The following is a 25245-nucleotide window of genomic DNA, read 5'->3' as shown; positions in this document are numbered from 1 at the left end:
GTTGATGGCAGTGATCAGTATCGCCATGCAGATGGCTTCACAATGACCTTTACACCCTTAATAATCTACAACCATCATGCCACAGGGTCAGGTCAGACCTAAACGGTCACGGGCAATGCGCAGCCGCTCTTCTCCACGACGGTCATACTGCTGAGTGGTGGTGACACTGGCATGCCCCATGGCATCCTTAACCGTAATGAGATCTTCTCCGTTATCCAACATGGTTGTCGCAAAGGTTCGTCGCAGATCATGCGGTGCACACCTGACAATCCCGGCCTGGTGCTGGCGCACCTGCAGGATATGGTACACCGCCTGGTCGGTCAGGCGATCGTTCGTCAGGGTATCGAAGCGCCGGATGCGGGTGAAGAGCGGCCCGTCTTTTTCCCCCCGCACGTCATCAATCCACCTCTGCAGACGCTGCCAGGTGCCGGCCGGCATGTAGGCCAGCCTTTCTTTGTTCCCCTTGCCCAGCACCCGAAGCGCCCGCTCATACGTGACAACGTCACTAATATCCAGCCCCACGGCCTCCGAACGGCGCAGGCCACAGCCGAGAATGACGGCCAGCATCGACGCATCACGGATGCCGATGCTGGAGTCATCGGCATCGCAGGCTGCAAACAAGGCCCGGATCTCCTCCGGTGGCAGGGCCCGGCCGCGTGGAAGACGGCTGCCGCGCAGGTTACGCACCGCGCGGATGTGCTGGAAGCTCTCGACGTCCATCAGCTTCAGCATCCAGGCTTCCCTGGCCACCCCCTTGAGCGCCGAAAGATAGGTGTTGACGGTAGCCGTGGCACGGCCAGTGTCACGCAGAAGCTCGGTTACTGCCATCACGTGATGACGACGCAGGCTGCCCCAGCTGCAGGTATCGAGGGAGACAGCACCGAGCATACCGGCGACGATGTTCAGGAACGAGTCCATGGTCTGCCGGCTGCGGGGTGAATTGAGGGATAGCAGGTAGGCACGGGCGGGACTGACCGGGACTTCACCACCGGACAGCATTGGCAGGAAATCCTCATCAAGCGGAATGGCCGCTGGCGACAGGATCAGCTCCGGTTCATCATCAGGCATCAGTGTCATGTCAGGCTCCGTCCGGACCGGAGAGCGTCCGGCGCGCTACGTGAAAAATCGGGGAAAAATGGTACTGTCCAAGCATACTGCTGAGAGTCTACTTTTTCAAACGTACATTTTAATAAGTAGAAAATTTAACATGAGTAAACGTACCAACTTAAAGGATTTTAATAAGTTGGTACTGGTTTAAGTATCAAGAAATATATTGGTCATTAAAAAGCATGGACTGGTATTTGGCCTCTAAGGTGAGAGCTGTATGGGTTAGCGGGGTGAAGCATTCTTTTATAGCAGAGAATACCTGTGGACGTTTGTCTCGTTCAACGCTCCTTAGGGCATCAATGATAGATGTTAATAGGTACTCTTCATCTTGAAAGTCAGATGAGATATTGCACATTGAATCTTTATAGAGATCATAGGTTAAAGAATTATTCACCAAAGATTCATGTGCTTTTTGTATATCAACTGCAACGGTATTATATGTACATTGTTGTATGAACCAAAGCGTTAAGAAACGCTCTATGGTAGTAAAAGGATGTGCCTCAATAAATGTACGTAATAGCATGAGTAGTACATTAGAAGTTGGTAACGTTCGCGCAAATGAAGACGCGTTGAACAACATACGAAGAAGTAAAGATGCTGCTTCATGTGTTGAGCGAAATGATAAAAAAATACTTGAGAATACTTTAATGAAATCAGTACCTAAGATATCATCACCTTTACTTAGATTAAAGAAATGTTGATATACCTCAGATAATAGCTGAATGCTCATATTGGGCTGATATATACCAAGAGAACAAAACTTGGCAACAAGGTGGCATACGTCAGCATGATTCAACTTCCCTCTATTCATAAGCAAAAGTAAAATATTAATACTATTCACTGGTGTTTTATTATTTGTCGAGGAAAGAACAAAGCTTTGCATGTAGGAATCATCAGAAATGAAAAAGCCATTATTTCCATTAACGGATGAGGCATAAGATTCAATAATATTATCTTTGCTATCATCTATTATCTTCAGTTTGTCCCGATGGCTATTTATAGCTGAAAGGATTTTCATGGCTATACGAGATTTATCATGATGTATGAAACTTTGCGCGTGCATGCTGATATTATTAAAAACTGAACTCAAGATTGAAAATTTATTAACTAAACCTAAAAAATCAGTTAGAACGTCTAATTCGGATAATATTAATAGAGTTGTTTCCTCCAAAATACAAGACGACCTTTTATCAAAGAGATTATTAAAAATATCCTGAGAGCAAAAACTAGAATGACGTATTTTAAACTCGATATTTTCATCTGGTTCTGATTGAGACAACAGCCAAGATGTAAATATATCACGTGTTTCTGACAGAAAGTATCCCAGCAAAGCAAAAGGTACTTTTAGCGATCCATTACGGATTTCCTGCTTATTTTTATTCCATATTTCAATCTGTTCAGGAGTAACTCCAGTCAATTTATTGAGCGATTCAACAAACTCTTCTGCAGGACCTTCAGGATTCACTATGGCTCTTCTTAAACGAGTGGAGTCCGGAAATTTCTCAGTATATTTTAATAACCTTTCTCGCCACTCTAAAAACTCAACCTCATCATCATTTTTTTCAGATGTTAAGACTAGCATGAGAAAGTTTCCTTCTTCGTCAGGATCATCTTGATTAACATAGCGTGCAATCTGTCTTAGTACTGGTAGCCGTTTATCCTTATAAATTTCATCCTTACTATAAAGATGAAATAATTGAACTAAAAATTGGACTTTTATATTAGATTCCGTAGTTTTGGATATTAATTCAATAACTATCTTTTCAACTTCATTTGCCATGCCAAATTTGGTACATAATTGAATGTAAAATTTGAGAGTTTCATCGGATAAATGTGAACTGTCTAAAGCAAGACGAATACTATCGATGGCCAAGCCAGACTCGCCGTTATAATGAAGAGCTAAGGCTTTGAGAAAATGCCAATTTGGATCAATCTGCTCCTTCTGAACAGATGTGTCAATCAGTTCGAGAGCTTTGCCGTAAAAACCCTTAGCTATCATTGCATTAGCGTATTGAAAATTATCCTTTTCACTTAAACCATGATGTTCTAAAATTGTTGATGCAACATCGATTATTTTCTCTGCTTCATCTAAATCTTTCATCTGAAGATGATTCATCAACTGCTCAGCAAGATAAAGGGGTCTGCCCATGTTAATGTATTTTGCATATAATGTGTTTAAACTAGTTCTAATGTCATTTTTATTTTGTTCTATTTCGTCTAAAAAATCAGAGAATGCAATTACAATATCAGCGTCTGGGAATAACTTTACTTGGGACATATAGTGTTCAGAAAGAGGAATTTCGAACAATTCTCTCGCAACTTTTGAAGCTATGCAAAAAAGTGTTGTCTTATTTATCAAGGCTGAATTCATAATATCCTCAGCCATTGCTTTGAAAACGTATAATGCTTTGGAAAGTTTATTGGTATTATAATAAGATAAAAACAGTAATACTTGATCGTCCAAATCAAGTTCGTACTCTTTACTCTCCAATAATAAAATTACTTTTTGGTAATTTTGTTGATTGAACAACAGTCGGGTGTAAATATAGACAACTTCAGCATGTTGAGGTCTTTCTCTTAGGATATTGTCAAAATGTCTAAAGAGTTCTGGCATATTATTGAAAAAACTAAAAGCTAAAGGGCTAATATCTAATAATAAAGTAAAATCTTGTGGGTAGCCAAGCTCCTCTGTTAAAATCCATGCTGATTTATAATGTTCATAGGATTGCAATAGTAGTGTTAAATTTGTGTTTGGAAGACCATGAATAGGTATAACTTTGTCATATTCAATGTTTTCATTGTTTGCTTTGAAATATGCTCTTCGACCAGCAATGAAATGGATAGCGAGCTTTTCTCGTGTGGTTTTTAACGAATCTAAATCAATTGAGTCAATGAGTTTATCTAAACTATCGGTGTCATCAATTATAGTGTATACTACTAATTTAGCTGCAATATATTCTGGATGCTTTTCGTTTATTAATTCTATTGCATCCTGTGAACAGCCAATAAGCGCCATACATTTGACCTTGATAAATAAAATTCTCTTATCGCTATCATCGTATTTTTTTAGTTTTTCCAAGATTATTGGTGCTTGACTGTGACAGTCATATCTTAGGTCTGATTCCAATTCACCTATTAAATATCTTACTTTATCTGATGTTGTAGACGCAGTCCTGTATAATTCTCGAGATTCATTAATGTTATCTAAAAGTACCATTAAGTTTGCTTTCTGATACCATAACTCTGCCACTTCGTGCGGATTCATTATATCAATTTTCTGTTCAAGATTTGAAATTGCTTCGCTCGCAGGTTTAAGTTTATTAATCTTAATGTGATTTTCTATGATTTTAAGTTCTGTTGGGTAGTAGCCCTCAGGATTTTCTATCCAAGGTTCATCGCCGTTATGCTCTATGGCTTTCAAATAAAACGGTTTATCAGTTATACTATTTGCAATGTTACTAATTGTACTGACAACGTCATCTGTATATGGCTTTATTTCACGACTTAAATCTGTTAAAGCCATTCTTTCTTCGAATCTATTCCTATGAAATTGATATATATCCAACTTAGTAGTTATCACCTGATTCGTTGGTATTCGCAATGTAATTGAATCTTGTGTCTGCAACTTTAGGTTGTGCTCATTGAACCATGCATCATCAAGCCATAAGTAATATATGGGGCATTCATAAAGCTGATCAATGTTGTCTTTTAAATTAACAACTGCAACCATAACAAGAGAATCCTGGGAATGATAATAATTTAATGTTGAGCATTTAAAGGCATAGCTAAGGGTTCCATCAAGATTTAATGATGGCTCTGTCGTTCCTTTTAACTGTAGGTAGAAATTATATTCAACTTGGTCTAACGAATTTTTTAGTTGTATTTGATAATCAATTCCATAATCCGAATCGCCAGACATTGGCGTCTCTATCCATGCGCGAGGCATTTTTGTTACTAGGGCTCTTTGGGCCAATCGACCTATTTCTTGGCTATAACTATCATTTGGAAGTTGTGGCATTTCGTAATCCTCATAATGCTTACTTTTAGTTAGTAACTAATCATATATACTGCGACCATTATGGATGCAGTACGAACTGTGATTAAGTTTTAGTTACGCGATTTATCTATTATATGTATTTTCTTTGATTTTTTTATATTTTAGACTTATGTCAAGTATGGGAATACTTGTGTTCAACAATCTAGCCATTTCCCTTGGGTGTATGTTTAGTTTTGGCCTAATACAACCGTGAACCTCAGGGTGCTTAGGTCTGTTCAAAGTCAGTGTAGCATAGCGAAAGCACACAGCACTTAGGCATCATTTACCTTTTAATATGCTGACAAAGGTACGTCTGTTGATATCATTCCATCAATGAAGATAATACTCGCTGTAGTAGCTGTAGTAGCTGTAGTAGCTGTAGTAGCTGTAGTAGCTGTAGTAGCTGTAGTAGCCAGCTTTTGTTATTGCAAGCTTAAAATGTCACCTCTTTTAGCCAGTTTGAAATGTCACCTGAAGTGACATGGACAAGGGCAGAAGTTAAGTTCTGAAGGGAAAGGGTGATAAGAGATAAAATATCTGGCCAGCGGTAGCAGGCCAGATTTATTAGTTTGAGCGGAAGTCGTTACTCTAAACAGTAATCAATTCTGCTATTTTTGTTGCGACAACTGCCAGCGTATCTTCTCCCGTGTCCAGGCCGCTTCGGGATGCGAGCAAGGGGCTTACATTGCGGAGAGCTTCATACGTTGTGTTATGAACGATCGGTACGAGTTGGTTCCCGGCCAGTAAAGCTGAAAGCTCTTTATCAGCAACGCCTTCTTTGGGCAGTCGGTTTAACAGCGCTGGAGTCACTAATACCAAACCGATTCGAGAATTTGCTAATCCTTTATCGATGGCACGCATCATTGGAACGCCAAGAGCAAGATCTTTTTCGCTAAACCATACTTTGACGCCTGCAGCCTCGAGCAAATCGTGTAGCTCTTTGGCTACGCCTTGTCGATCATCCCAAGCGTGGCAAAGGAATACATCACGCAAATCCGGCTTCTCCGCGACAAGCTTCTCTACCGTTTGGCGAATCGGTGTGAGAGATTGTACCTGGGCGGTTGTGTAGGAAACGGAAGAACCCGATTTTGACCAGCGGGGCTTTGTACCGCTGCTGGATCCACCGCCACTGCTTCCACGACTTCCGCCAGTGCTGCCTGACGAGGAGTAGGACGGATAACTATCATAACTGTAGCTGCTGCGGCGATAACCACTGCGATTGCGACAGGCTGGACAAGCAGCAGCGGCTGCTGCTGAGCTATGTCCACGTACAGGAGCCGTACATCTGGCCATTTTCTGATTTCCCCTTAATATTCTGGAATATATCTGCTGTGATAGTAAAACCAGATACGTAATGGGGATTATTAGTTACAAACCCAACTGCCATGTTTTCAAAAGATTGCACTTCATCACACTGCCACAGCGAAACTATCCCAAAAAACCATAAGAGTAGGGGCTAGCGTTTCAGACTAGCCCTGAACTCCTCCGGGTTGCCAGAACCGGATTAATTGCTCTGAGCTGCTCCTGAATTCTGGCCTGTGCACGTCGTTTGGGCATCTTTTTGCTCCGATCTCGCTTACCATTGCGTTCGAGTTCATCCATTTTGCTTTGCGCCAGCTTCAGAACAGCCCCAAGAAACGAAAGAACACGCAGCTTCAGTGACTCAGGAAGCTTGTGATTACCAGGGCGTCCACGCCGGAGGTTTGCCAGTCCTGCAACGCCAGACTCGCGAAAGCGGTTCATTAAACGCTGTGTCTGACGTTCGGTCAAAGCAAACTGATGAGCAGCATCACGACGGCGCATGCGCTTTTCAACAACGGACTGAATGATGTTGATCCGACTGAGTTCTTTATCTGACATGGTCCAAGCATCCTGATGTCTCCATGGCCTGAGGATGGGATCCTTTATGCCAGAAAAAGTGACATCACTAAATGGGTTAAAAGTGACATTAGAATATGGGAGCCACAGCTTTATTTCGCATAACAAAGATTATGTTAAATTGATGAATTTAGTCGTTTGTATTCAATTAGTTGTGAATTATCCAAGTTCTCTTACTTTAGTTATGTTCTATTGTGGTAATTTGAAAAATAGAGTTCGCTCTTGGGTTTGCGATGCCTTAAAACCATGGTGAAGATAAAACCCTTTGGCTTCTTCTGTCAGAGCATGAACCATAATCGCACGTACGCCTATATTTTCTGCGACCCGATAACAGCGCAATACGGCATCGTGCAGTAAATCAGCACCCAGCCCTTTCCCGCGGAATGAGACATCGACAGCCAGGCGAGCAAGTATGATTACTGGGATTGGATCAGGCATATTGCGTCTGAGACTTCCTATGGCTTCCACATGGTTAACGCTGCCGGTGGCCAGCGAGTAAAAACCGGCAACCTTTCTCGTGCCTGTTTTACAAACAACGAACGTTCTGGCAGCACCAAGTGCCTGATTTTTTAAACCTCTCTGTTTAAGCCAGTCATCGAGAACGGCCTCCCCGCTGACGAACTCAGCCAGTTGATGTGAGCTGGATAACGGTTCCGGTGCTGTTACACGTCCCACTGAGGTTTCCTTGCCAGGAGTTTATTGATTGCAGCATCATCCGCAACTGGCGCATCGAGCATATCGATAAACTCTGCATACTGCTCATCGTTAAAATTAAATACGCGCCGATCGAGGATCACATTCTCCGCAGCCTGGCATGCCATTTCCAGAATGAAGTCCGTACGTGATTTATGGAGGATCTCTGCAGCAGCATCGATGAGTGCTCTTTGAGATTCTTTGGCTCTAAGATTGAGTTGAACATCTGATTTCATTAGTGCACTCCTTGTATAGCAATTGCTTTACAAGCATAACACAGGAATAGTGTATAGCAAAAGCTATACAAATTTTTATCAGTGCAATTATGATCCGAAAGATTTACCTTGTAACTACTTGAGTTAAATACCCTGCCTCCAAATTTCTCTTCTCTCTACAGGCTTACCTGATTACACCTAACGCCCTGACATTACGACGAAAGCTGCCGGTTAAAAATATCTTAAGGGCAATCAGCCGCACATGTTGGATGGTAATCTGGTCTAACATCTGGAAAATTAACTGACGAGAAGGTAGTATTCAGATCGTCAGTGATCGTCTTGTGGTGGGACAGATTGTTGATTCAGATTACTTTTGTGACCTAACTCAAACTAACTGTTTGACTGCTTTGTGGTGAGGCAGGCGGGTGGCAGAAGAGGGTTTTACGGAAGAAATGCGGACTTCCGGAAACAAACAGGGACAGGACGTGTCCGTTAAAACGTTCAGGAGCAGGTAACGGGATTTCCCGGAGCCTGAATGCACAAACCCCCTGATAGCTTTCACGAACTTGGCGGAACGTAAGATATCAGGGGGTTCAAAAGCAGGCGCGTTGCCTGTGAAGGATTATAACGCATGCACCACATAACACAACACCCGGCCGCCATAAGAACAGGCCGCCGTGAATGACAATCAGATTTCTGTTCACTGGTCTGAACTTCCGGCAGATGAGCTAACCCGTTTCTGGCAGGACGTCGATGCCGGCACTCAGGGCAATTTTCTCATTGCGCCGGTCAAAAAGCTGACCCGCCGCAAACGTGGTGAGCATTCCACAAAAACCAAATGTGAAAACCCGGCCTGGTATCGCCCGGAGCATTATAAAAAGCTCTCCGGACAGCTCGGCCATGCCTACAACCGCCTGGTGAAAAAGGACAAAGCAACCGGGCAGGTCAGCCTGCGCATGCATGTTTCACGTCACCCGCTCTATGTCGCAGGCCGCCGTAAGGCGGGACGTAAATATGGTTTCCGTCCGGAGCGTCAGCTCCTGCTCGATGCGCTATGGCCGGTGCTCATCAGTTTCTGTGACGCCGGTAAGCATACCGTCGGCATGTGTATCTCCCGGCTGGCAAAAGAGCTGAGCGCTAAGGATGCTAAAGGTAATGTCATTCCGGAAACGGAGGTGACGGTGTCACGCCTTTCACGCCTTATAGAGGAACAGGTACGGTTTGGCGTTCTCGGCCTCGCGGAAGAACGTACCTGGGATCGTGAATCCCGGTCCTGGCTGCCGACCTATGTCTATATCACGCCCGTGGGTTTCCAGATGCTCGGTGTCGATATGGACAAGCTTTTTAAAGAGCAGGCGAAGAAACTACGTCAGAGCGCCGTACGCGAGCAGCTTATCCGGGAAGGTGTGATCAGCGATTATGATGACGTGCAGCCTCACGCTGCCCGTAAATGCTGGTCTGACCGGAAGCGCCGTGAGGCACTGATTTACCGCCGCAAAAAAGGCGCGGAGCGTAAACGTGCCAATAACCTGATTAAGCTGCCAGCAGATGAACGACTCCACGTAATGGAAAAGTGGGTATTCAAAACCCTACCGGAAGATGAAGCGTACTGGTGTACCCATGAGCGGGTGACTCAGCTGGCAATCCAGTATTTGTACCAGCTGGACCTGGCTCTCTCACCGCCGGACTAGCCGACGGCGCATAATCCCCCTCATTTAACATGCCCCTTGCCGGGGCTTTTGGTGCTGGTGTTTTCCGGAAAAACGGGCGCTATTTGTGCACAGCACACTGACTTCCTTCATATCCAGATGCAGACCTCCACCCCCTGATGGTACAAAATAATGGTCATCGTCTTTTTTCCACAGAAATCCGCAAAGGTATAATCCACCTTTTCTGGAAAAGAAAAAAAGAGAACCCGCAAAATAATCTAACCCCCCTTTATTATCTCTCTGTTCATTTCATTCCAGAGTAGATCTTTGTCTCTTGCCACTCTGTGAATAATAAAAAAGGCCTTCGCATACAGCGGACTTACGGCCGCGCGCTCAGAACAAAGGCAAAAGTTCCTCCCGTCGCAAGCTCCGGGCCCCGTTCTGGCCGGAACCTGACACTCCCTGTACACCTTTCCCCTGCTAAAGCGACGCTGCCCCGGCCCACAGGGCCGGAACTTCCTCGCTTTAAAAGGGATGTTGTAACTAGTACTCAGAGTCGCTGCAAAGCAGGTGGCGGTCAGTCCTGTGTACACGCTCGTAAGCGCCTCACGGCGCTAACGCGGAGATACAGCCCGTCAGCGGCCACAGGCCTCGACGCGCTCACTCCGACCGCGCACATCAGCAAAAAGAACAGCTTTTAGCGGGTATGGCTTAGCAGGGTAAGGGATGGGACTGGCAGAACCTATTAATCCGTAACGGCTGATGCCGGTCACGACGCCCCTCACCAGAACAGCCCGGCCCAGCTCCGGCTGGCGTCTACATGCCGCTTAGCGGCATAATGACCATGAACCTTAAGGAATGAAAACGGGGTTAGTTTGGAGATCGGAAATTTATTGTCCTGTCTGTGCTGGCGCGTCGTTCCTGACCATGAAAAAGCCCGCTTACCGCGGGCTTTAGTTTGTCTACTTTACTTTGCTAAGGCACTGGCCACAGCGTTAAAAGCATCTTTACTCTTGTTTGTTACATCCAGAGAAAGGAACTTTTCACCGGAAACAAAACCATCAGCGACGGTTACGAAATGCTGGAGTTCGGCGGCGTTTTCGTCAAAAATTTCAGCAATTTTTTCGACGCTAAGACCGTTAGACTCCATTTCTTTGATCCGAGAATAATTAGTGAACATAGATACATAAATGATTATCAATATCATTTATTGTGTATTTATATTCATCTACGTATATTGTACGACACTGGCCTCAGCCGACTGGTGACTGTCGATGCATTTCCGCTCTTCACATTCCTGAATGTCCTCCTTCAGCGTTTCATCCGAGTCAAAAAAATTTATCCCCTTAGATGCCCGGTCCACCTGACACTCGAGATACCCCTCCACCACTGAAGACCATGTGTGTACGCGACCACTTACAGACCAGACTCCGCCATCCGAATGCAGTGAGCCGTCACTTTTGAACAGCCAGTTCAGGTCACTGTCAAACCCATTCAGGTTCAGGACAGCCTCATGCTCACTCCCGACATGCTCCCGGATAAACAGCACCGAGATAGTCACCATTGTTGACACTGTCTGGTGGATACTTCAGGGCATCGACTTCACCGGTAACACTAATGTCTCCCACACAATCCAGCCCTGCGGAGAACATCTGCTTCGCCGTCCAGGTAGTCGTCTGGTTAAGCGCCGGGATTTTCACCCAGCCCCCCCCATTTGCCGCTGATACAGTACAGCCACCAGGAGGCCTGAGACGCCCCTGAAATATACGTCTGCCGCGTAATGTAGTCAGTATCGCTGGCATGGCGGATAAGCTCGACGATAAGGGTGAACGCAGTCTTTTTTTTGTCATCCGGACGCCCGGTGATGCCAGCTCCGGGCCCATCTGCCGCTCAGTTATAGATCACCTGCTGCAGCGTGCCGGCCTTCAGGGTCAGCGTGATAAGGGAAAGTGTTTGATTATTCAATGTGACGGCCACGAGATTACCGCTCATGAATAACCTTGCTGAACGTCTGCGCCGCGGTAAAGATGTTCTCTGTCACTTTCTGTGCCGCATCGCCGATCGCCTTGCTCCATGACGGCACCACGACCGTCGTCCCGTCCTGTTTCGTGATGGTGACCTCACCCACCCCGAAGAAGACCTGGTCCTGATTGCTGAGGTCGGTGTAATACTGACTGAAGGCCTGCTGAATGCTGGCCGCCAGTTCGTTGCTGATAGTTGTCAACGCCGGGAACAATGGCTGGTTCATGATTAGGAATTCCAATCGTATGCCGATCACTTCCTGAGCATGAACATAAGCGTCCGGGGTGAGCATGATTCTGTCATCCGCAATGATGTGATGGGCTATATTTACTTGATATGGGAACAAGTTCTCGATCAACGTGTTTGCCTGAAAGTTGGCATTTATCCGGTCACTACCCCTGTTAGCGAAAACTCCACTGTACACTCATGACAAATATTGCAGGGACAATAATTCCCGTTTCCACGCCGAAATTATCGGTAAAATTGTACTGGAGGCCATGATAAATATAGGGGGAAAACCCAACACTGGTGAGTTTCTTCGCCGTTCGATAGGTTCCTGAATCTCCACAATCGCTAAAAGCCTTAAAGAAAAACTCTCCGGTATAAGCATATACACCTTTGATCGTCCAGCCGTTTGCTGCCGAGTACCAGTCTCTTCTCGCCCCTAAAGACAAACAACGATCGGCAAAACTATTCTTCATGGTACCCACTAACACACTGTACTTTGAATCTGGAGACAACTTGCGCTCAACGGAAAAAAATTGGTTATTGAACTTTTCGTTATATTGGCCGTGATTACCGGTCATATGATACACAAATGAACCGGTATTAGCCGAGTATAATGCCATCTCGTTTGCATAAACTGGCGCTGCACTAATCATTGCCAACGCGCATACTGAACCACCCAACTTTTTAAACATAGGAAACCTGATAAAAAATACGAATAGCAATGTCTATTTTACCGCTTAAGGCTTAAACCGAAACTAAACTCGCTACGCTGCTGCGCGGGATGGCACCATGAAGATGTGCATTGACAGGAATTAAAATCCCAAGATGGGTGATGCTCACCCTGAAAGGGCACTACGTTCATAGAACATGCTGCAAGATGAGCAGTACCAGCAGGTGACCCATATAAGCCACATAAAAGAAATGACGCGGCATGAAACGCTGACGGTCTTCAGGACAGAACTGGCTGCTGAAAGAGACCACCATCAGGGGGAATACCAGTGTAGGCAGGGTGGCCAGCAATAATGTCTCTGCTGGCAGGCTCAGGAGATGCGATACCCCGTTTAAACAGAGCAGTGACAGTACGGCAGCGAAGGCCGCCAGTCGCTTCACTTCGGGTGTACTCCCGCCTGTCACGCTTGCCATACTGATGGCCAGAATTATTCCCGCCAGCCCGTAGCTTGCCGGTTCCAGCGGCCAGATCATGAAAGCCAGGAGCAGATATCCGGCAGTCATTCCCCTTCGGCCGTGTCGGTACTGCAGGGCAAGCAGCTGCGTGACGCCGGCGAACACGAACAGGATGTTCAGGGCCCACCAGGGCTGGTGAGAACTGAAGGCCAGGCTGAACACCGGCTGCGTGACAACCGCCCAGATCCACAGACGATTCGCCCTCACCTGCAGACGTTCCGGAGTGCGCTGCACGTTCATCGCCCATATAAGCGTGAACAGGGGGAAGGCCATCCGGCCAAGCGCATACATCACTGGCTGGGCTGGCGTCAGAAACACGGTATTGATGTGGTCGATCAGCATGGCCAGGAGTGCGAGAAGTTTGACCATATCGAGCGCAGCGGGGCTGAGCCGGCTGGCTTTCTGGATGTTGTGAAGGGCGTCGGGTACTGAAAGATTCATACTGTGTATTCCCCAGGCGACACGCAGTAAGCAGCCAGCCCTGAACATAATGCCAGAATGCCCTGCCGGTTTGCGATGTAACCCTGACTTTTAATTTTTCCAGAATTTTTCGGAGCGCAAATTCTGATTTATCACGCAACACGCGCATTGCACCCGCCACATATTTAAAGATTTAAAATATGGAAATCGTTCATATCGCCCCCTTTTTTACTATATTATTATCGGCAACAACCGCATTATATTTAGTTTGAGGAAGAGGTTCTCTTTAAAATTCCTTATATTAATTCTTTGAATTATATTCAGTTTACTGCACTGACAGTCCGGCTGACGATGAGTCTTTTATAGTCAGTCAGTATTTGCTGTTGACTTAGCCCTGAGCAGGGCAAAATCCTCACGAATAGATTTTGCGGCGTGCTTCCATTCTTTAGCCCAATCCTCGGTCATCCGGCCTTCACTGACAATCTTAAGGGAGATGGCATAAGGGGTGCGTTCCAGCTTCTTCGACAGCCAGAGTATATGATCATCTATTCTGTCATCCGGGATATCAGTAATAATCGAATGAATAAGGTCAAGATCTTCCCGCGCCCACGGTTTTCCGGAGCGGGGAAACACTTCATCCGGAAGGCGTGGTTTTTTAACCTTTTCTTCTTTTGCCAGTTTTTTTGCTTCTTTTTCCGCAGTGATAAGGCGCTGCCGCTCTGTTAACCCACCGAGGGTTGCAACCGTTCTGACCATATTTTCGCGCTGTTCACGCGTAATGCTCACTTCTCCGCATATAATGGCATTCAGCGTTTCGACGAGTATTTCCAGTTTGCTTGCAGTTAATTTTAATGTCATCCGGCACCCCAAAAATTATTATCTTTTCATTATTAACCGTTAATTATTCAGAATGGAAGGCGTCTGAAAGCCTCTTTCCGGCCAGGCCCTGTTTTTATTATTCAGGATCATAGTCAACCATGAACCGGAACAATTCCTGCAGGCAGACATTACCTTCCCTATCCATTCTGAGGCAGGCTCCGCCAGCGCCAGGGTTCTGTCTGACCCGGTTCAGACCAGAGTCCAGCTGACTGACGGCGGGCTTCGGACTCAAGAACAGCGTAGTCGGGCCGGACGGAACCCTGCAGGCGGCCATAGCGATCCGTTTCTCCGCCCGTGACGGTTACGGGACGCTGCGCCACCATCGATGAGAGCGCCTGGCAGGAACGCTGGCCAAAGGGCTGACTCCTTTTCCGGCGCATCCATGCCGGCCAGGCGAACGCACGTCAGTCGATTTCCCGGCTCAAGAACCTCAACGGCACGCGCACAATCCTGCCGCTGATATCCGCACTGGCCGAAAACGTCACAACGAACAGGAGTAGTGCACATACTGCCGGATCATGCATACACCTCACTTGCTGTCCTGCTATTAAGTTTTTTATAGCCAATGAGCTGCAGTGCATAACTGACATTCAACCTTGTCATATTGGTATTCAGCCCCTTCATCATGCCTGCGCTCGTATATCTGACACTGTACTTCAGGCTGTCACTGAAGTGTAGTGACAACCTGCAGTTGTTCAGGCGTACTGAACGTTCCCTTCCCCCTGACAGGTCTGATTCAACGGCACGCAGGTACACTGGGGGCAGCTACCACAAATCGTTCTGCAGGTCTTTCCCTCATCAGCTACGCCAGGGAAGTGCAGCAGCGGTCTGTTGGCGGTCGTGCGGTCAGTTGCTCCCAGAGATCTCTTGATGAGAGAACAGCATGTCAGCAAAGGTGACCTCATACGGCACCACGGAGTTTGTCGCATGCATGAAACCCAGGCCGACGGAAATAACCTACCTCTCAGCACCGTTACGCGCCGCAGCTGCAGCAGCCCTGTTCCAGTGCTGACCCGTATACAACTGGTCGGCGGTCATGGAGGGGTATTTACCTCCGGGCTTTCTCCACCCTGTCCAGCCAGGACCCGTAATCATCGTATCCATGCTCTGGTCAGAAAGCTGAATATCCCCATCAGTGCATTATCCGGCAGTGATCTCCGCATGGTCAATGATGGTACTCAGCTCCGCATTGATGAGTGACCACATCAGTCCTTTGATGTCCGAAAATTAAAATACGACTTTCCCATCGTAATTACGGCGAACTGGATATTGCCGACGATCTGACCATCACGCTGACCAGAATGTCGGATGAAGACCGGGAGTTTATCGTTAGTATTCTGACTGAGCCGGAAAGGATAAATGCTAGCCCATTAGCACTTAACGTGAGTCTATACTGGCGCTGATTGCGATTCGGAGGCGAGCGGTTAAAGATAAGCGAAGTCAGTGAACAGCTGCCGTGGCGCATCAGACTACATGCGGAATAACTCTCTTCGTCAATATGGTTCCCGGAATACGCTTATGATTTCACTACGGATTGGTGTTTTTATTCTGATATTGAATCCGATGCTGAAATGGCTGTAGCGCTCATTTCCTGAAAATTAGATTTATTAAAAAAAGTCCCGCGATATTGTAATTATTGGTGCATTTACTTGCTTGTGTTACATGTGTGTGTGCGTTGTTTAACCCGATCTCATTTTTTTGTCATATTTCTTAACAAGAGTCGTTTATTGTTTGTTTAGGTTGTTTTTGTGGTGCATAAATACAAATTAAACGATCTTTAATTTGTTCAGAAGGTTGTTCTTTTAAATTGGTCGTTTTATTTGATGTAAATCATTTCAAATGGATTTTTATTTTTTTGTAAAAGGTGCGGAAGATCAATCTTTTATTGTCATTTGATGGTTTTGATATATAGCATTTCCCGATCGTTTGGTTGGTTTTGATAGGTATCCCCTATTATTGTCTGCATTCGATCGTTATTGTCGATCATGTAAAGTTGTGTATACTCTCTCTCTCGTTATTTCAGAATGGCATGCCGCATCATGTTTTACCGGAGTGGATATGGGGAAGTGTCAATCCTTATCGTTCGAATATCCTGTGCACCTGTCTTTGAGCCGAAAAAGGATTGGTGCACTGCTCGGCGGTTTTGGCTTCGTGGAAGCAGCAGATATTTGTCGCTTCCTTAGTTTGGTCTGTAATGAAGTGCCTGATACAGGAGATTACCTTTATTTGCGCTTTAAGATCGGGCAGTGCCTCAGCAGGCATGATGATAAAAGCGAATACTTTATTCCCCTGCGCGAACTGGTGACGGAACTTGACTGCATGATAAGAACTTATCTTCTGAGCATTATTTGAACTGTTCTTGTGTATATATTTAAATAGGGCTTATTAATATTTAATCCTTATTAATAACTTTATCCAGCGGGATTGGCTAGAAAGGTTTAACCATATTTAAAGTATAAGTGATTAACTGACTGGTTATTAAACTGCTTACCACCAGAAGCAGGATTATGTATTTTTGTTGCTTCATTTAAATAAAGCGCTTTATCAGCTTAAGGGATTTTGCTGGTCTGCCTTTTACAGGATGTGTGTGCCATTAATCGTAATGGCGGAACTATAACGTTAATACCGGAGTTAATAATGAAGTTGAGTAAACTGGCAGTTCTATTTGGTGCCGTGATGGCTGCGTCTGTAGGGATGGCTCATGCTGCTGATGATACGGTTTCCGTTACCGGCGGTAACGTACATTTCCGTGGCAGCCTGGTTGATGCAGCCTGCTCTGTAAGCGCAGACTCCGCAAACCAGACAGTTGAACTGGGTCAGTACACGCTGCACCACTTCAAAAATGTTGGCGACACTGGCTCCCCGATTCCTTTTGAAATCAAACTCGAAGATTGCGACACCACTGTATCAGGCACGGCTGCTGTGGCATTCAGCGGTACCGCTGATGACGCTAACAAAGAGCTGCTGTCAATTGATACCAGTGTTAATGGTAATACTGATGCTGCGTCTGGTGTGGGTATTCGCATTACTGACAGTACCAGTGCTGCCGTGGTACCAGACGGAAGCAGCTTCTCCACCCCAACCACTCTGATTGATGGTGAGAATACGCTGAAGTTCCACGCACAGTATGTTTCAACCTCGGCCACCCCGACCGCAGGCCAGGCCAACGCTGACGCCACCTTCATCATGCAGTACCAGTAATCCGTAACACTGTTGTGTCTCTCCCCGGCCTGATACCTCTGGCCGGGGTTTTGTCGGGGGTAATCATGCTCTTTCATCATGCCCGTGTTGTACCCGTGCTGTTTATGTGTCTGATGTTCTCCGCGTCATCAGGTGCCCGCAATCACGTGGTCACCATTAAAGGTGGTGACCTGCACCTGCGTGGTGAACTGGCCGAAGGTTCCTGTGAGGTCTCCACGGGAAGCCGGGATATGTCCGTTGATATGGGACAGTACCGCAACAGTGATTTTCAAGGGGTCGGTTCTTTATCTTCGGTGTTAATCCCTTTTGAGCTTCACCTGACTGGCTGTAACCCTGCGCTGGCCAGTGCCGTGGGCGTCAGCTTTTACGGCATGACCGACCCGAAAGACCCGGATGTGTTTCTGGTGTCGTCCGGAGTCAGTGGTCGCGACGGATACAGCGGGCTGGGACTGCTCATTGCCGATGAAACAGGTAGCCAGGTCATTCCTGACAGAGTTTCTGACACCTTTGTGCCGGTAACGGCCTCCGATGTAGTACTGCATTTCACTGCCCGGTATCGCACCACCTCCCGTGAGCCATCTCCGGGCGAACTGCGCAGTGAAGTGTCTTTCCGTCTGGTTTATCCCTGAGCGTAGCCGCCGGGATGTTTTAACGGGTATTTATTAAATGAAGTTCAGTCAATCGTTGATATCGCTGACGCTGGCCGCAGGCTGCCTCGCCACCACCTGTGTGGCCATGGCGGGAGGCGTCGGCCTGGGGGCCACCCGCGTGATTTATGCCGAATCTGCCAGCCAGGCCTCCCTGCCGGTCACCAACAGTGATCCGCACGAACGCTATCTTATCCAGGCCTGGGTTGAGGATGACCAGGGGCATAAATCTGCAGACTTTGTCGTGACGCCACCGCTGTTTGCCTCCGCACCAAAGAGTGAGAACACCCTGCGTATCATGTATACGGGGAAACCCTTACCGCAGAACCGTGAATCGCTCTACTGGATGAACGTCAAGGCTATCCCGGCAGTAAACAAGGATGCGATAAAGGATAAAAATACGCTGCAGTTGGCCATCTTGTCCCGCATCAAGCTCTTCATGCGACCCGACGGTCTGGAAATGGGTGAGGTGGAAGCCGCCAGTCACCTGCGCTTTCATCAGGCCGGCGGGAAGCTGACCATCATCAACCCGACGCCTTACTACGAAACGCTGGTTAACCTGACGGCTGGCGGGAAGAAACTACCTAACACCATGGTTCCACCTGACGGTCAGCAGAGCCTGAGCCTGCCGGCCGGTTCGTCAGGGGACGTCCGTTTTCAGACTGTAAATGACTACGGTGCTGTGACACCACCGCACTCAGGTCAGATACAGTAAGTCTGACATCAATATCCGGAGCAGCATACCTTGCACCATTTATCCGTATCATTCCGACATGTACCGGGGATTCGACTGTCAGTTATTGCGCTGGCCGTGACAGGGGGACTGCAATTGTCCCCGGCCTGCGCGGACGACTGGTTCAATCCTGCTTTTCTTTCCGGCAACGGCCAGGACGTCGCCGACCTGTCGCGCTTTGAAAGCGGTGCGGGTCAGGCCCCCGGCGTGTACCGGGTGGATGTCTGGCTGAACGATGAGTTTGTCACCACGCAGAACGTGCGTTTTGACGAGGATGAACACTCGTCTGCACCGACGACGGCGGGAACATCTGTCTCACGGGATGCGCCTGATGCCGTGAACAGCGCGACCGGTTACGTGTCGGATGACACGGGTCTGGTGCCCTGCCTGACGCTGAAATGGCTGAAGCGCCTCGGCGTGAATACCGGGGATAATGAAGCGCTGAAAGCCCTGCCGGATGATGATGACCGATGTCTGGACTTCAGGTCCCTGTTTCCCGGAGCCAGCTCTCACTTCGACTTCTCCACCCAGCGCCTCGACCTGACGTTTCCGCAAGCGGTGCTGCAGAACAGCGTGAAAGGGTATATCCCACCGGAAGAGTGGGATGAGGGCATTAACGCTGCACTGATGAACTACACCCTGACCGGTGACAGGGGCCGTGACAGCGACAGTTATTATCTGAACCTGAGCGGCGGCCTGAACCTGGGGGCATGGCGTCTGCGTCATAACGGTGCATGGAGTTATTCGGACTATAAAAATGGTGAGCATACTGAGCGGTGGCAGAATATTTCCACCTATGTGCAGCGCACGGTTATTCCGCTGAAAAGTGAACTGGTGCTGGGTGACAGCAGCAGTGACAATGCGGTATTCGACAGCCTGGGCTTCCGTGGTATGCGACTGTATACCGCTGACCCGATGTATCCTGACAGCCAGCAGGGCTATGCCCCGACAGTCAGGGGACTGGCATCCGGACGCTCCACTGTCACCGTCCGGCAGAACGGGTATGTGATTTACAAAAATATTGTTCAGGCCGGAGCCTTTGAAATTACCGACCTGAACCCGACTTCATCCAGCGGCGACCTTGACGTTACGGTGGAGGGCGAGTCCGGTTATGTCCAGCATTATACCGTCCCGTACTCCACGGTGCCGCTGCTACAGCGGGATGGCCGGACAAAATATGACCTGGTCGGCGGGCGCTACCGCAGCGGAAGACAGGATAAAAACGCGCCGGTATTTGTCCAGGGTACCCTGGCACATGGGTTTGCCGGTGGGTACACCCTGTACGGCGGCACGCAGCAGGCCGGCAGGTACCGCTCCGTGGCCGCCGGTATTGGGCAGAATCTCGGCTCCTGGGGTGCCGTATCGGCCGACCTGACAAGCGCATGGAGCCGTCTTGCTGATGACAGCCGGCACCAGGGGCAGTCCCTGCGTTTTCTGTACAACAAGTCCCTGAATAGGATGGGGACCAACTTCCAGTTGCTGGGTTATCGCTACTCCACAAAAGGGTTTTACACACTGGATGAAGTGACCTGGGATGCGATGGAGGGATATCAGTATGCATGGCGGGACGATGGCAATGGCGGGGGTTACCATTATGAGCCGGTGAGCTACCACAACCTGCGCCGGAGCAAAAAAGGTCGAATCCAGATGAACATCTCACAGCGACTGGGTGACCTGGGGTCACTCTACCTGTCCGGGAGTCAGCAGACCTACTGGAACAGTACGGGCAGGGATGAGTGGTACCAGGCCGGCTTCTCCAGTGCCTGGCACGGCATCAGCTATAACCTGTCGTATGCCGTCAGCCGCAGTACCGGACTGGCCGGTGATAACCGACTGCTGTCACTGAATATATCGGTTCCGTTCGGTCATTTCCTGGGCCACGACATGGCAGAGCATGAAGCGCTGAATAGCATGTACGCCACGGCGCAGTCGAGCCGGGACCAAGACGGTGTTACGAGGATACAGACCGGGGTCAGTGGTACCCTGCTTCAGGAGCATAACCTGAGCTACAGCGTGATGCAGGGCCACAGCAGTACCACAGGCTCCAGCGGTAGTGCGAATGTGGCGTTGCGTGGCGGGTACGGCTCGGCGAGCGCGGGTTACAGCTACAGCCGTTATGACCACAGGATTAACTGGGACGTGTCGGGTGGCGTGGTGGCTCACGCTGATGGTGTGACGTTCGGCCAGGCGCTGGGCGACACCAACGTGCTGATAAAGGCACCAGGAGCCAGAGACGTGCATGTGGAAAACGGCAACGGGGTGAAAACGGACTGGCGGGGATACACGGTACTGCCGTACGCCACGATGTACCGCCGTAACCGGGTGGCGCTTGATGTGAACACGCTGGATATGCACACGGACCTGGAGGACAACGTGCAGAATGTGGTGCCGACACAGGGCGCAATTGTCAGGGCTGAATATGGCACACACACTGGCGTCCGCGCGCTGCTGACGCTGACGTACAAAGGCCGTCCGGTGCCATTCGGGGCGATGGTGACGGAAAAGGCGTCAGGTGCGACGGGTATTGTAAGTGAGTCAGGTCTGGTGTATCTGACGGGTATATCAAAAAGCAGTGAGATTAATGTTGTGTGGGGTAATAGCGAAAATGAAAATTGTTCCGCAGCATATAAATTCAATGACGATGATGAAAATCAGGTAGTTACTCAGTCCAACATAATTTGTAAAAAGTCCAGTTAAATTAGGAGAAATACTAGTGATTCAATATAAAGCAAGCGGCCTTATGAATAAGTTACTTATTGTTATATTTACATCATTGATTACTCAGTCAGGAATGGTATTGGCTGATAGTGATTCTGCAACAGTACATATTACTGGCAATATCAAAGCGGGGACTTGTAAACCCCAGGATACGGAAGTTGATTTCAAAGATGTTGAACGCTCATCTTTTAGTGGTGCTGGTACTGTTGGGGCTACTCAGGATTTCACTTTAAAACTTACCGATTGTAGTAGCGATATAACAAAAATAAACATGAGCGCTACAGGAACGGCTGATGACCAGTACCCTGAATCCTTTGCGACAATAAGTGAAGATGGCACAACTGATAACCTTGCAGTGAAGATATCACATGGAGATAATGATATTAAACCAGACGGTTCAACTGAGATCGCATTACAGCCCGTAGATGGGAATGTTTCTGAAACTTTTACTGCAAGCCTCATGCAAGACTCAGGTGACCTTCCTAAGCTAGGCAAGTTTTCAAGTACGGTAACGGTCAGCTTTGAATATATGTAGCATTTATCCCTCTGTGGAATCTGGTTCATTGAATTTATAGCAGGGGAGGAAGTGGCTTCCCCTCTTTTAAAAAATATATATCACGAGCTCACGCTGAAATTAGTTTTCATTCTAATGCTATTGCAATTTGAGAAAGAGTACATGAAAAACGTGTTTATTATTTTCTTGTCTTTTTATACGTCGTATTTGTTTGCGGAGGAATCTGTCCTGTTAAACAAATCGAGAATTATCTATAATGAAAGTGACAAAAGAAATTCTGTTGATGCAGAAAATAAATCCCAAAGACAATCATATCTGGTTCAGGCATGGATCGAAAATGAAGAGCATCAAATAACTAAGGATTTTATAGTCACCCCACCACTTCATGTTAGCCGGCCCGGGATGGAGAAATCTATAGAAATATGGAAAGTAAATGCAAAATTACCCTCCGACAAGGAGAGGTTATATTATTTTTTTGAAAAAGCAATACCATCCCTCGATAAGAAGGATGCTAACAATGGAATATCTATTGCCACAGGAAACAGAATTAAACTCATTTACAGACCAAATGGTCTGAGAATGAGTTTAATTCAAGTAAAAGAAAGTCTGGTATTTAAATGCCAACAGGGTCATCTTATAATAGAAAATCCGACGCCATTCTACATCACCTTTACAAAAGTTAATATATTGAGAGAAGATGAAAATAGCTTTATGATCCCTCCTGAATCCACGCTGACCATAAAAGGAAAGGTGCGAGAAAATGGTAAGAAGATAACGTATTCCATTATCAATGACTTTGGTAATGAAGAGGGGCCATATAGTTCAGATATCATGTCGTAAGGCTGCTTTACTCTATTTCATGTTTTTTAGCGAGCGCAAAGATTGTGCTGCAATAAAATCTCACGTCAATATAAACATATTGATGTCTAAATCAAAATAAAAATTTATTTTTAAGAGGGTGTATGAAGATGTTTTTTGTATTTAATAGAGTACTTGCCATTTTTACTATGATGATTTCCCTGTGGGGTGTGACAAATTATACCTATGCGGAATGTCATGCACCTAATATTAACGTAGACTTTTCACCGAAAAAAGTATATCTCCGTGGTGGGTATTTGAGCCTTGCGGACATTTACTCTCCTGCAGACCTCATCTCCATGGTGGCTATTATGCAAACAGTTACTTGTGATAAGACCCCTATTTATGTTTATATACAGGGATCGCCAACAGCTTTCTTTAAAGTGGCTGATGCTGTTTTTAAATATAACGATCTAAGTGAGGCATATGGGGTAGGTGCGTTAATGAATAAATTCCAGGTGAGTATATTGGGAAAAGGTCAAGCCCCCGGGGCCAAAGTGTTCGATATATATGTACATGATAGTGAAATGAAAGTGGGTGAAGGTTGGAAAGGTCTCCATATAATCAGCGCAAGGGCTGAGTCAGTTGATACTGACTGGATTGCTGCTAACTGTGCGTTAGATGTACCATCAATAATCAATCTTCCTGATTCTTCCCCAGGCAAGCAAGTAAGTGCCTCATTTTCTGTGAAAATAGCATGTGATAAACAACCTAATTCTTATTTAGCCTATCAAATATATCCAAAATCAGAGGGTTATGACATGATTAATGGTGTGCTTTACGAAAAAAATAATATTAAAATGAGCCTACTAAAAGATGATTTGCCTGTAGATATATCGCATTTAATACAGCCATTTCTAGGTAGTGACTTTACATCCATTGATAATTACAAAATTGTTTCGGATATTGGGAAGTCAGCCTCTAGTGGTGAATATAGTGCAGATTTTATTATTTACTTGTATCATAACTAATTTATTAATTAGATCGATGGCTTAAAATGATTGAAAACAAGTTACGATGTGTAAACAGCGATTTTTTGATGGTAATCCTGACGGAAAACAACTGGCTGTATGCAGGACTGAGGGCTCTTATGCCGGAGATGGTCTGTCTGCCATTACGTTTCAGTGCTGACCGTCTGCCTTATATCATCGGGGATGTCGATCGGGTACTTGTCGTTGTAGACAGCCGCATTATTTTCCGGGGTGAGTGGTCGGCACTGAATGCGCTTAAAGCGAAAAGACCGGATGCTACCGTGGTCTGGCTAGCACTGAAGGAGACAGGACGGGTGTTTCCGGTGGAAAGTCAGGGAGTGAGGGTTCTGGCGCAGAAACTTGACATAGCTTCGCTGCATTTTGCACTCAGGCGGACATTATATAATCCAGATTCCATCAGGGGGGAGGAGTATGTCGAAGGCACCAACCTGACGCTGACGGAGCGTTGTCTACTGCCGTATTTTGTTTCGGGCTTACAGATGCATGTGGTTTCTCGGTTGACGGGCAAACCGGTTAAAACACTTTACACACACCGCCAGAATATTCTGGAGAAGACGGGATTCAGGTTGCCAGTATTTTTACAGTTTGTGCATGAGCGTAACCAGGGGCTTCCAGGTATTCCGGAGCTGGAGCACATTGATGTGTCAGCGCCTGTAATATAAGACGCTAATGGGGGAGTGCTATTTACTGGACTCTCAGGTAAATGATGTTTACCTAAGCAGAACGGTTCCATGCAATTGAAATTTACTTTAAATTTGGCCGAAATTGTCATATTCTTTATGCGTACCAATGAATTTAATAAACATCCACCTTCGCTGGTATGACAATTAGCCGATAGTCATTTCCCTTGATATTAAAAAACCACCTGCCTGTTTTTAATAATACTGGCACTGCGGTATTGTTCTTTAATTTCTTCCAGGGTTTTCCATTCAGCTTTAGTATGCACCTGGTCGCCGGTGAACCCCGCCCGTGCCAGCAGGTCAGCCATCGCGGCTTCCATGCGCCAGCAGGAGGCGCGCAGGTTGGGCCCGTACACGGGGACGTGCCCAACCAGCTCAAAGTAGATGCTCCAGGTCGCGGGTACGCAAGTCACTTGAGGTCTGGTCGGGAATGTTTCACGTCTGGCATCTGTTGGCCGGGAGGTTACCCGAAGCAGACCAGGCTCTGCGTAAAGCGGCCCGTTTCCTCGACGACGTGCTAAGGATGGCTGATGCTAACGGGAAATGATCTTCACAGTTACGGGCAGCGAACGCTTGCCCGTAGGCAAACA

22 protein-coding genes and 4 pseudogenes are annotated in these 25245 nt (G+C 47.0%); 12 read left to right on the top strand and 14 right to left on the bottom strand.

From position 1 onward, the window contains the following. Positions 1-87: 87 nt before the first annotated feature. The 6 genes and pseudogenes from ABGB15_RS21570 to ABGB15_RS21545 all read right to left on the bottom strand — a co-directional run bounded on the left by ABGB15_RS21570 (position 88) and on the right by ABGB15_RS21545 (position 7950). Positions 88-1077, bottom strand: a complete 990-nt coding sequence (locus ABGB15_RS21570) for a tyrosine-type recombinase/integrase (protein WP_369064305.1) — start codon at positions 1075-1077, stop codon at positions 88-90. A gap of 184 nt (positions 1078-1261) precedes the next feature. Further along, positions 1262-5125, bottom strand: coding sequence for a DUF4365 domain-containing protein (locus ABGB15_RS21565; protein ID WP_369064304.1), 3864 nt, complete (start codon positions 5123-5125; stop codon positions 1262-1264). A 606-nt stretch (positions 5126-5731) separates the two neighbouring features. After that, entirely contained in the window at positions 5732-6436 is a 705-nt protein-coding gene (locus ABGB15_RS21560) for a toll/interleukin-1 receptor domain-containing protein (RefSeq protein ID WP_369064303.1), read from the bottom strand. Positions 6437-6781: 345 nt separating this feature from the next. After that, positions 6782-7003: pseudogene (locus ABGB15_RS21555) on the bottom strand (helix-turn-helix domain-containing protein); the annotation flags it as partial. 207 nt (positions 7004-7210) lie between these two features. Beyond that, positions 7211-7696, bottom strand: coding sequence for a GNAT family N-acetyltransferase (locus ABGB15_RS21550; protein WP_369064302.1), 486 nt, complete (start codon positions 7694-7696; stop codon positions 7211-7213). Then, positions 7684-7950 carry a DUF1778 domain-containing protein gene (locus ABGB15_RS21545; RefSeq protein WP_014172304.1) on the bottom strand — a complete coding sequence of 89 codons (267 nt, stop codon included), beginning with the start codon at positions 7948-7950 and terminating at the stop codon, positions 7684-7686. Before ABGB15_RS21545 ends, ABGB15_RS21550 begins: the two co-directional genes overlap by 13 nt. A 656-nt stretch (positions 7951-8606) precedes the next feature. Here ABGB15_RS21545 and repA point away from each other — a divergent pair. Next, on the top strand, positions 8607-9620 hold the full coding sequence (repA, locus tag ABGB15_RS21540) for a plasmid replication initiator RepA (RefSeq protein WP_369064301.1): 1014 nt from the start codon (positions 8607-8609) through the stop codon (positions 9618-9620). Between the two features lie 925 nt (positions 9621-10545). Here the strand turns inward: repA and ABGB15_RS21535 are convergent. From ABGB15_RS21535 to ABGB15_RS21505, 7 genes are all read right to left on the bottom strand, one after another. After that, the gene (locus ABGB15_RS21535; protein WP_369064300.1) at positions 10546-10728 is read right to left on the bottom strand and encodes a hypothetical protein; all 183 of its coding nucleotides are present in this window, start codon (positions 10726-10728) and stop codon (positions 10546-10548) included. 367 nt (positions 10729-11095) lie between these two features. After that, entirely contained in the window at positions 11096-11278 is a 183-nt protein-coding gene (locus ABGB15_RS21530) for a hypothetical protein (protein ID WP_369064299.1), read from the bottom strand. Positions 11279-11559: 281 nt separating this feature from the next. After that, a complete protein-coding gene (locus ABGB15_RS21525; RefSeq protein WP_369064298.1) occupies positions 11560-11826 on the bottom strand; it encodes a hypothetical protein in 267 nt (88 codons plus the stop codon). Between the two features lie 175 nt (positions 11827-12001). Then, positions 12002-12481, bottom strand: a complete 480-nt coding sequence (locus ABGB15_RS21520) for a hypothetical protein (RefSeq protein ID WP_369064347.1) — start codon at positions 12479-12481, stop codon at positions 12002-12004. Between the two features lie 205 nt (positions 12482-12686). Then, positions 12687-13454 (bottom strand): TraX family protein, encoded by a 768-nt coding sequence (locus ABGB15_RS21515; protein ID WP_369064297.1) that lies wholly within the window; start codon positions 13452-13454, stop codon positions 12687-12689. Between the two features lie 345 nt (positions 13455-13799). Continuing rightward, positions 13800-14291 carry a hypothetical protein gene (locus ABGB15_RS21510; protein WP_369064296.1) on the bottom strand — a complete coding sequence of 164 codons (492 nt, stop codon included), beginning with the start codon at positions 14289-14291 and terminating at the stop codon, positions 13800-13802. A 158-nt stretch (positions 14292-14449) separates the two neighbouring features. Continuing rightward, positions 14450-14692, bottom strand: coding sequence for a thermonuclease family protein (locus ABGB15_RS21505; protein WP_369064295.1), 243 nt, complete (start codon positions 14690-14692; stop codon positions 14450-14452). A 715-nt stretch (positions 14693-15407) separates the two neighbouring features. Between ABGB15_RS21505 and ABGB15_RS21500 the strand changes: the two are divergent. From ABGB15_RS21500 to ABGB15_RS21455, 10 genes and pseudogenes are all read left to right on the top strand, one after another. Then, positions 15408-15715, top strand: a pseudogene (locus tag ABGB15_RS21500) (IS481 family transposase); the annotation flags it as partial. Between the two features lie 592 nt (positions 15716-16307). Beyond that, positions 16308-16664 (top strand): hypothetical protein, encoded by a 357-nt coding sequence (locus ABGB15_RS21495; RefSeq protein WP_369064294.1) that lies wholly within the window; start codon positions 16308-16310, stop codon positions 16662-16664. A gap of 285 nt (positions 16665-16949) precedes the next feature. Then, positions 16950-17513 carry a type 1 fimbrial major subunit FimA gene (fimA, locus tag ABGB15_RS21490; protein ID WP_369064293.1) on the top strand — a complete coding sequence of 188 codons (564 nt, stop codon included), beginning with the start codon at positions 16950-16952 and terminating at the stop codon, positions 17511-17513. Between the two features lie 65 nt (positions 17514-17578). Then, the gene (locus tag ABGB15_RS21485; RefSeq protein ID WP_369064292.1) at positions 17579-18142 is read left to right on the top strand and encodes a fimbrial protein; all 564 of its coding nucleotides are present in this window, start codon (positions 17579-17581) and stop codon (positions 18140-18142) included. Between the two features lie 37 nt (positions 18143-18179). Continuing rightward, positions 18180-18875, top strand: coding sequence for a fimbria/pilus periplasmic chaperone (locus tag ABGB15_RS21480; protein ID WP_369064291.1), 696 nt, complete (start codon positions 18180-18182; stop codon positions 18873-18875). Positions 18876-18950: 75 nt separating this feature from the next. Then, complete coding sequence (gene fimD, locus ABGB15_RS21475) at positions 18951-21590, top strand: outer membrane usher protein FimD (protein ID WP_369064346.1); 2640 nt, start codon at positions 18951-18953, stop codon at positions 21588-21590. Between the two features lie 43 nt (positions 21591-21633). Next, positions 21634-22146 carry a fimbrial protein gene (locus ABGB15_RS21470; protein WP_369064290.1) on the top strand — a complete coding sequence of 171 codons (513 nt, stop codon included), beginning with the start codon at positions 21634-21636 and terminating at the stop codon, positions 22144-22146. Positions 22147-22287: 141 nt separating this feature from the next. Continuing rightward, a complete protein-coding gene (locus ABGB15_RS21465; RefSeq protein WP_369064289.1) occupies positions 22288-22965 on the top strand; it encodes a molecular chaperone in 678 nt (225 codons plus the stop codon). A gap of 122 nt (positions 22966-23087) precedes the next feature. Further along, complete coding sequence (locus tag ABGB15_RS21460; RefSeq protein WP_369064288.1) at positions 23088-23954, top strand: hypothetical protein; 867 nt, start codon at positions 23088-23090, stop codon at positions 23952-23954. 26 nt (positions 23955-23980) lie between these two features. Beyond that, positions 23981-24637, top strand: a complete 657-nt coding sequence (locus ABGB15_RS21455) for a transcriptional regulator (RefSeq protein WP_369064287.1) — start codon at positions 23981-23983, stop codon at positions 24635-24637. A gap of 87 nt (positions 24638-24724) precedes the next feature. On the opposite strand, the pseudogene ABGB15_RS21450 reads toward ABGB15_RS21455, so the two are convergent. After that, positions 24725-24915: pseudogene (locus ABGB15_RS21450) on the bottom strand (type II toxin-antitoxin system HigB family toxin); the annotation flags it as partial. A 134-nt stretch (positions 24916-25049) separates the two neighbouring features. Between ABGB15_RS21450 and ABGB15_RS21445 the strand changes: the two are divergent. Further along, positions 25050-25202: pseudogene (locus ABGB15_RS21445) on the top strand (alpha/beta hydrolase); the annotation flags it as partial. Positions 25203-25245: the final 43 nt, after the last annotated feature.

It is taken from the genome of Enterobacter sp. MALB-1 (genome assembly GCF_041021625.1).
Lineage (GTDB): Bacteria > Pseudomonadota > Gammaproteobacteria > Enterobacterales > Enterobacteriaceae > Enterobacter > Enterobacter oligotrophicus.
The sequence above is the reverse complement of the archived record's forward strand: the minus strand, read 5'-3'. Positions and strand labels throughout refer to the sequence as shown.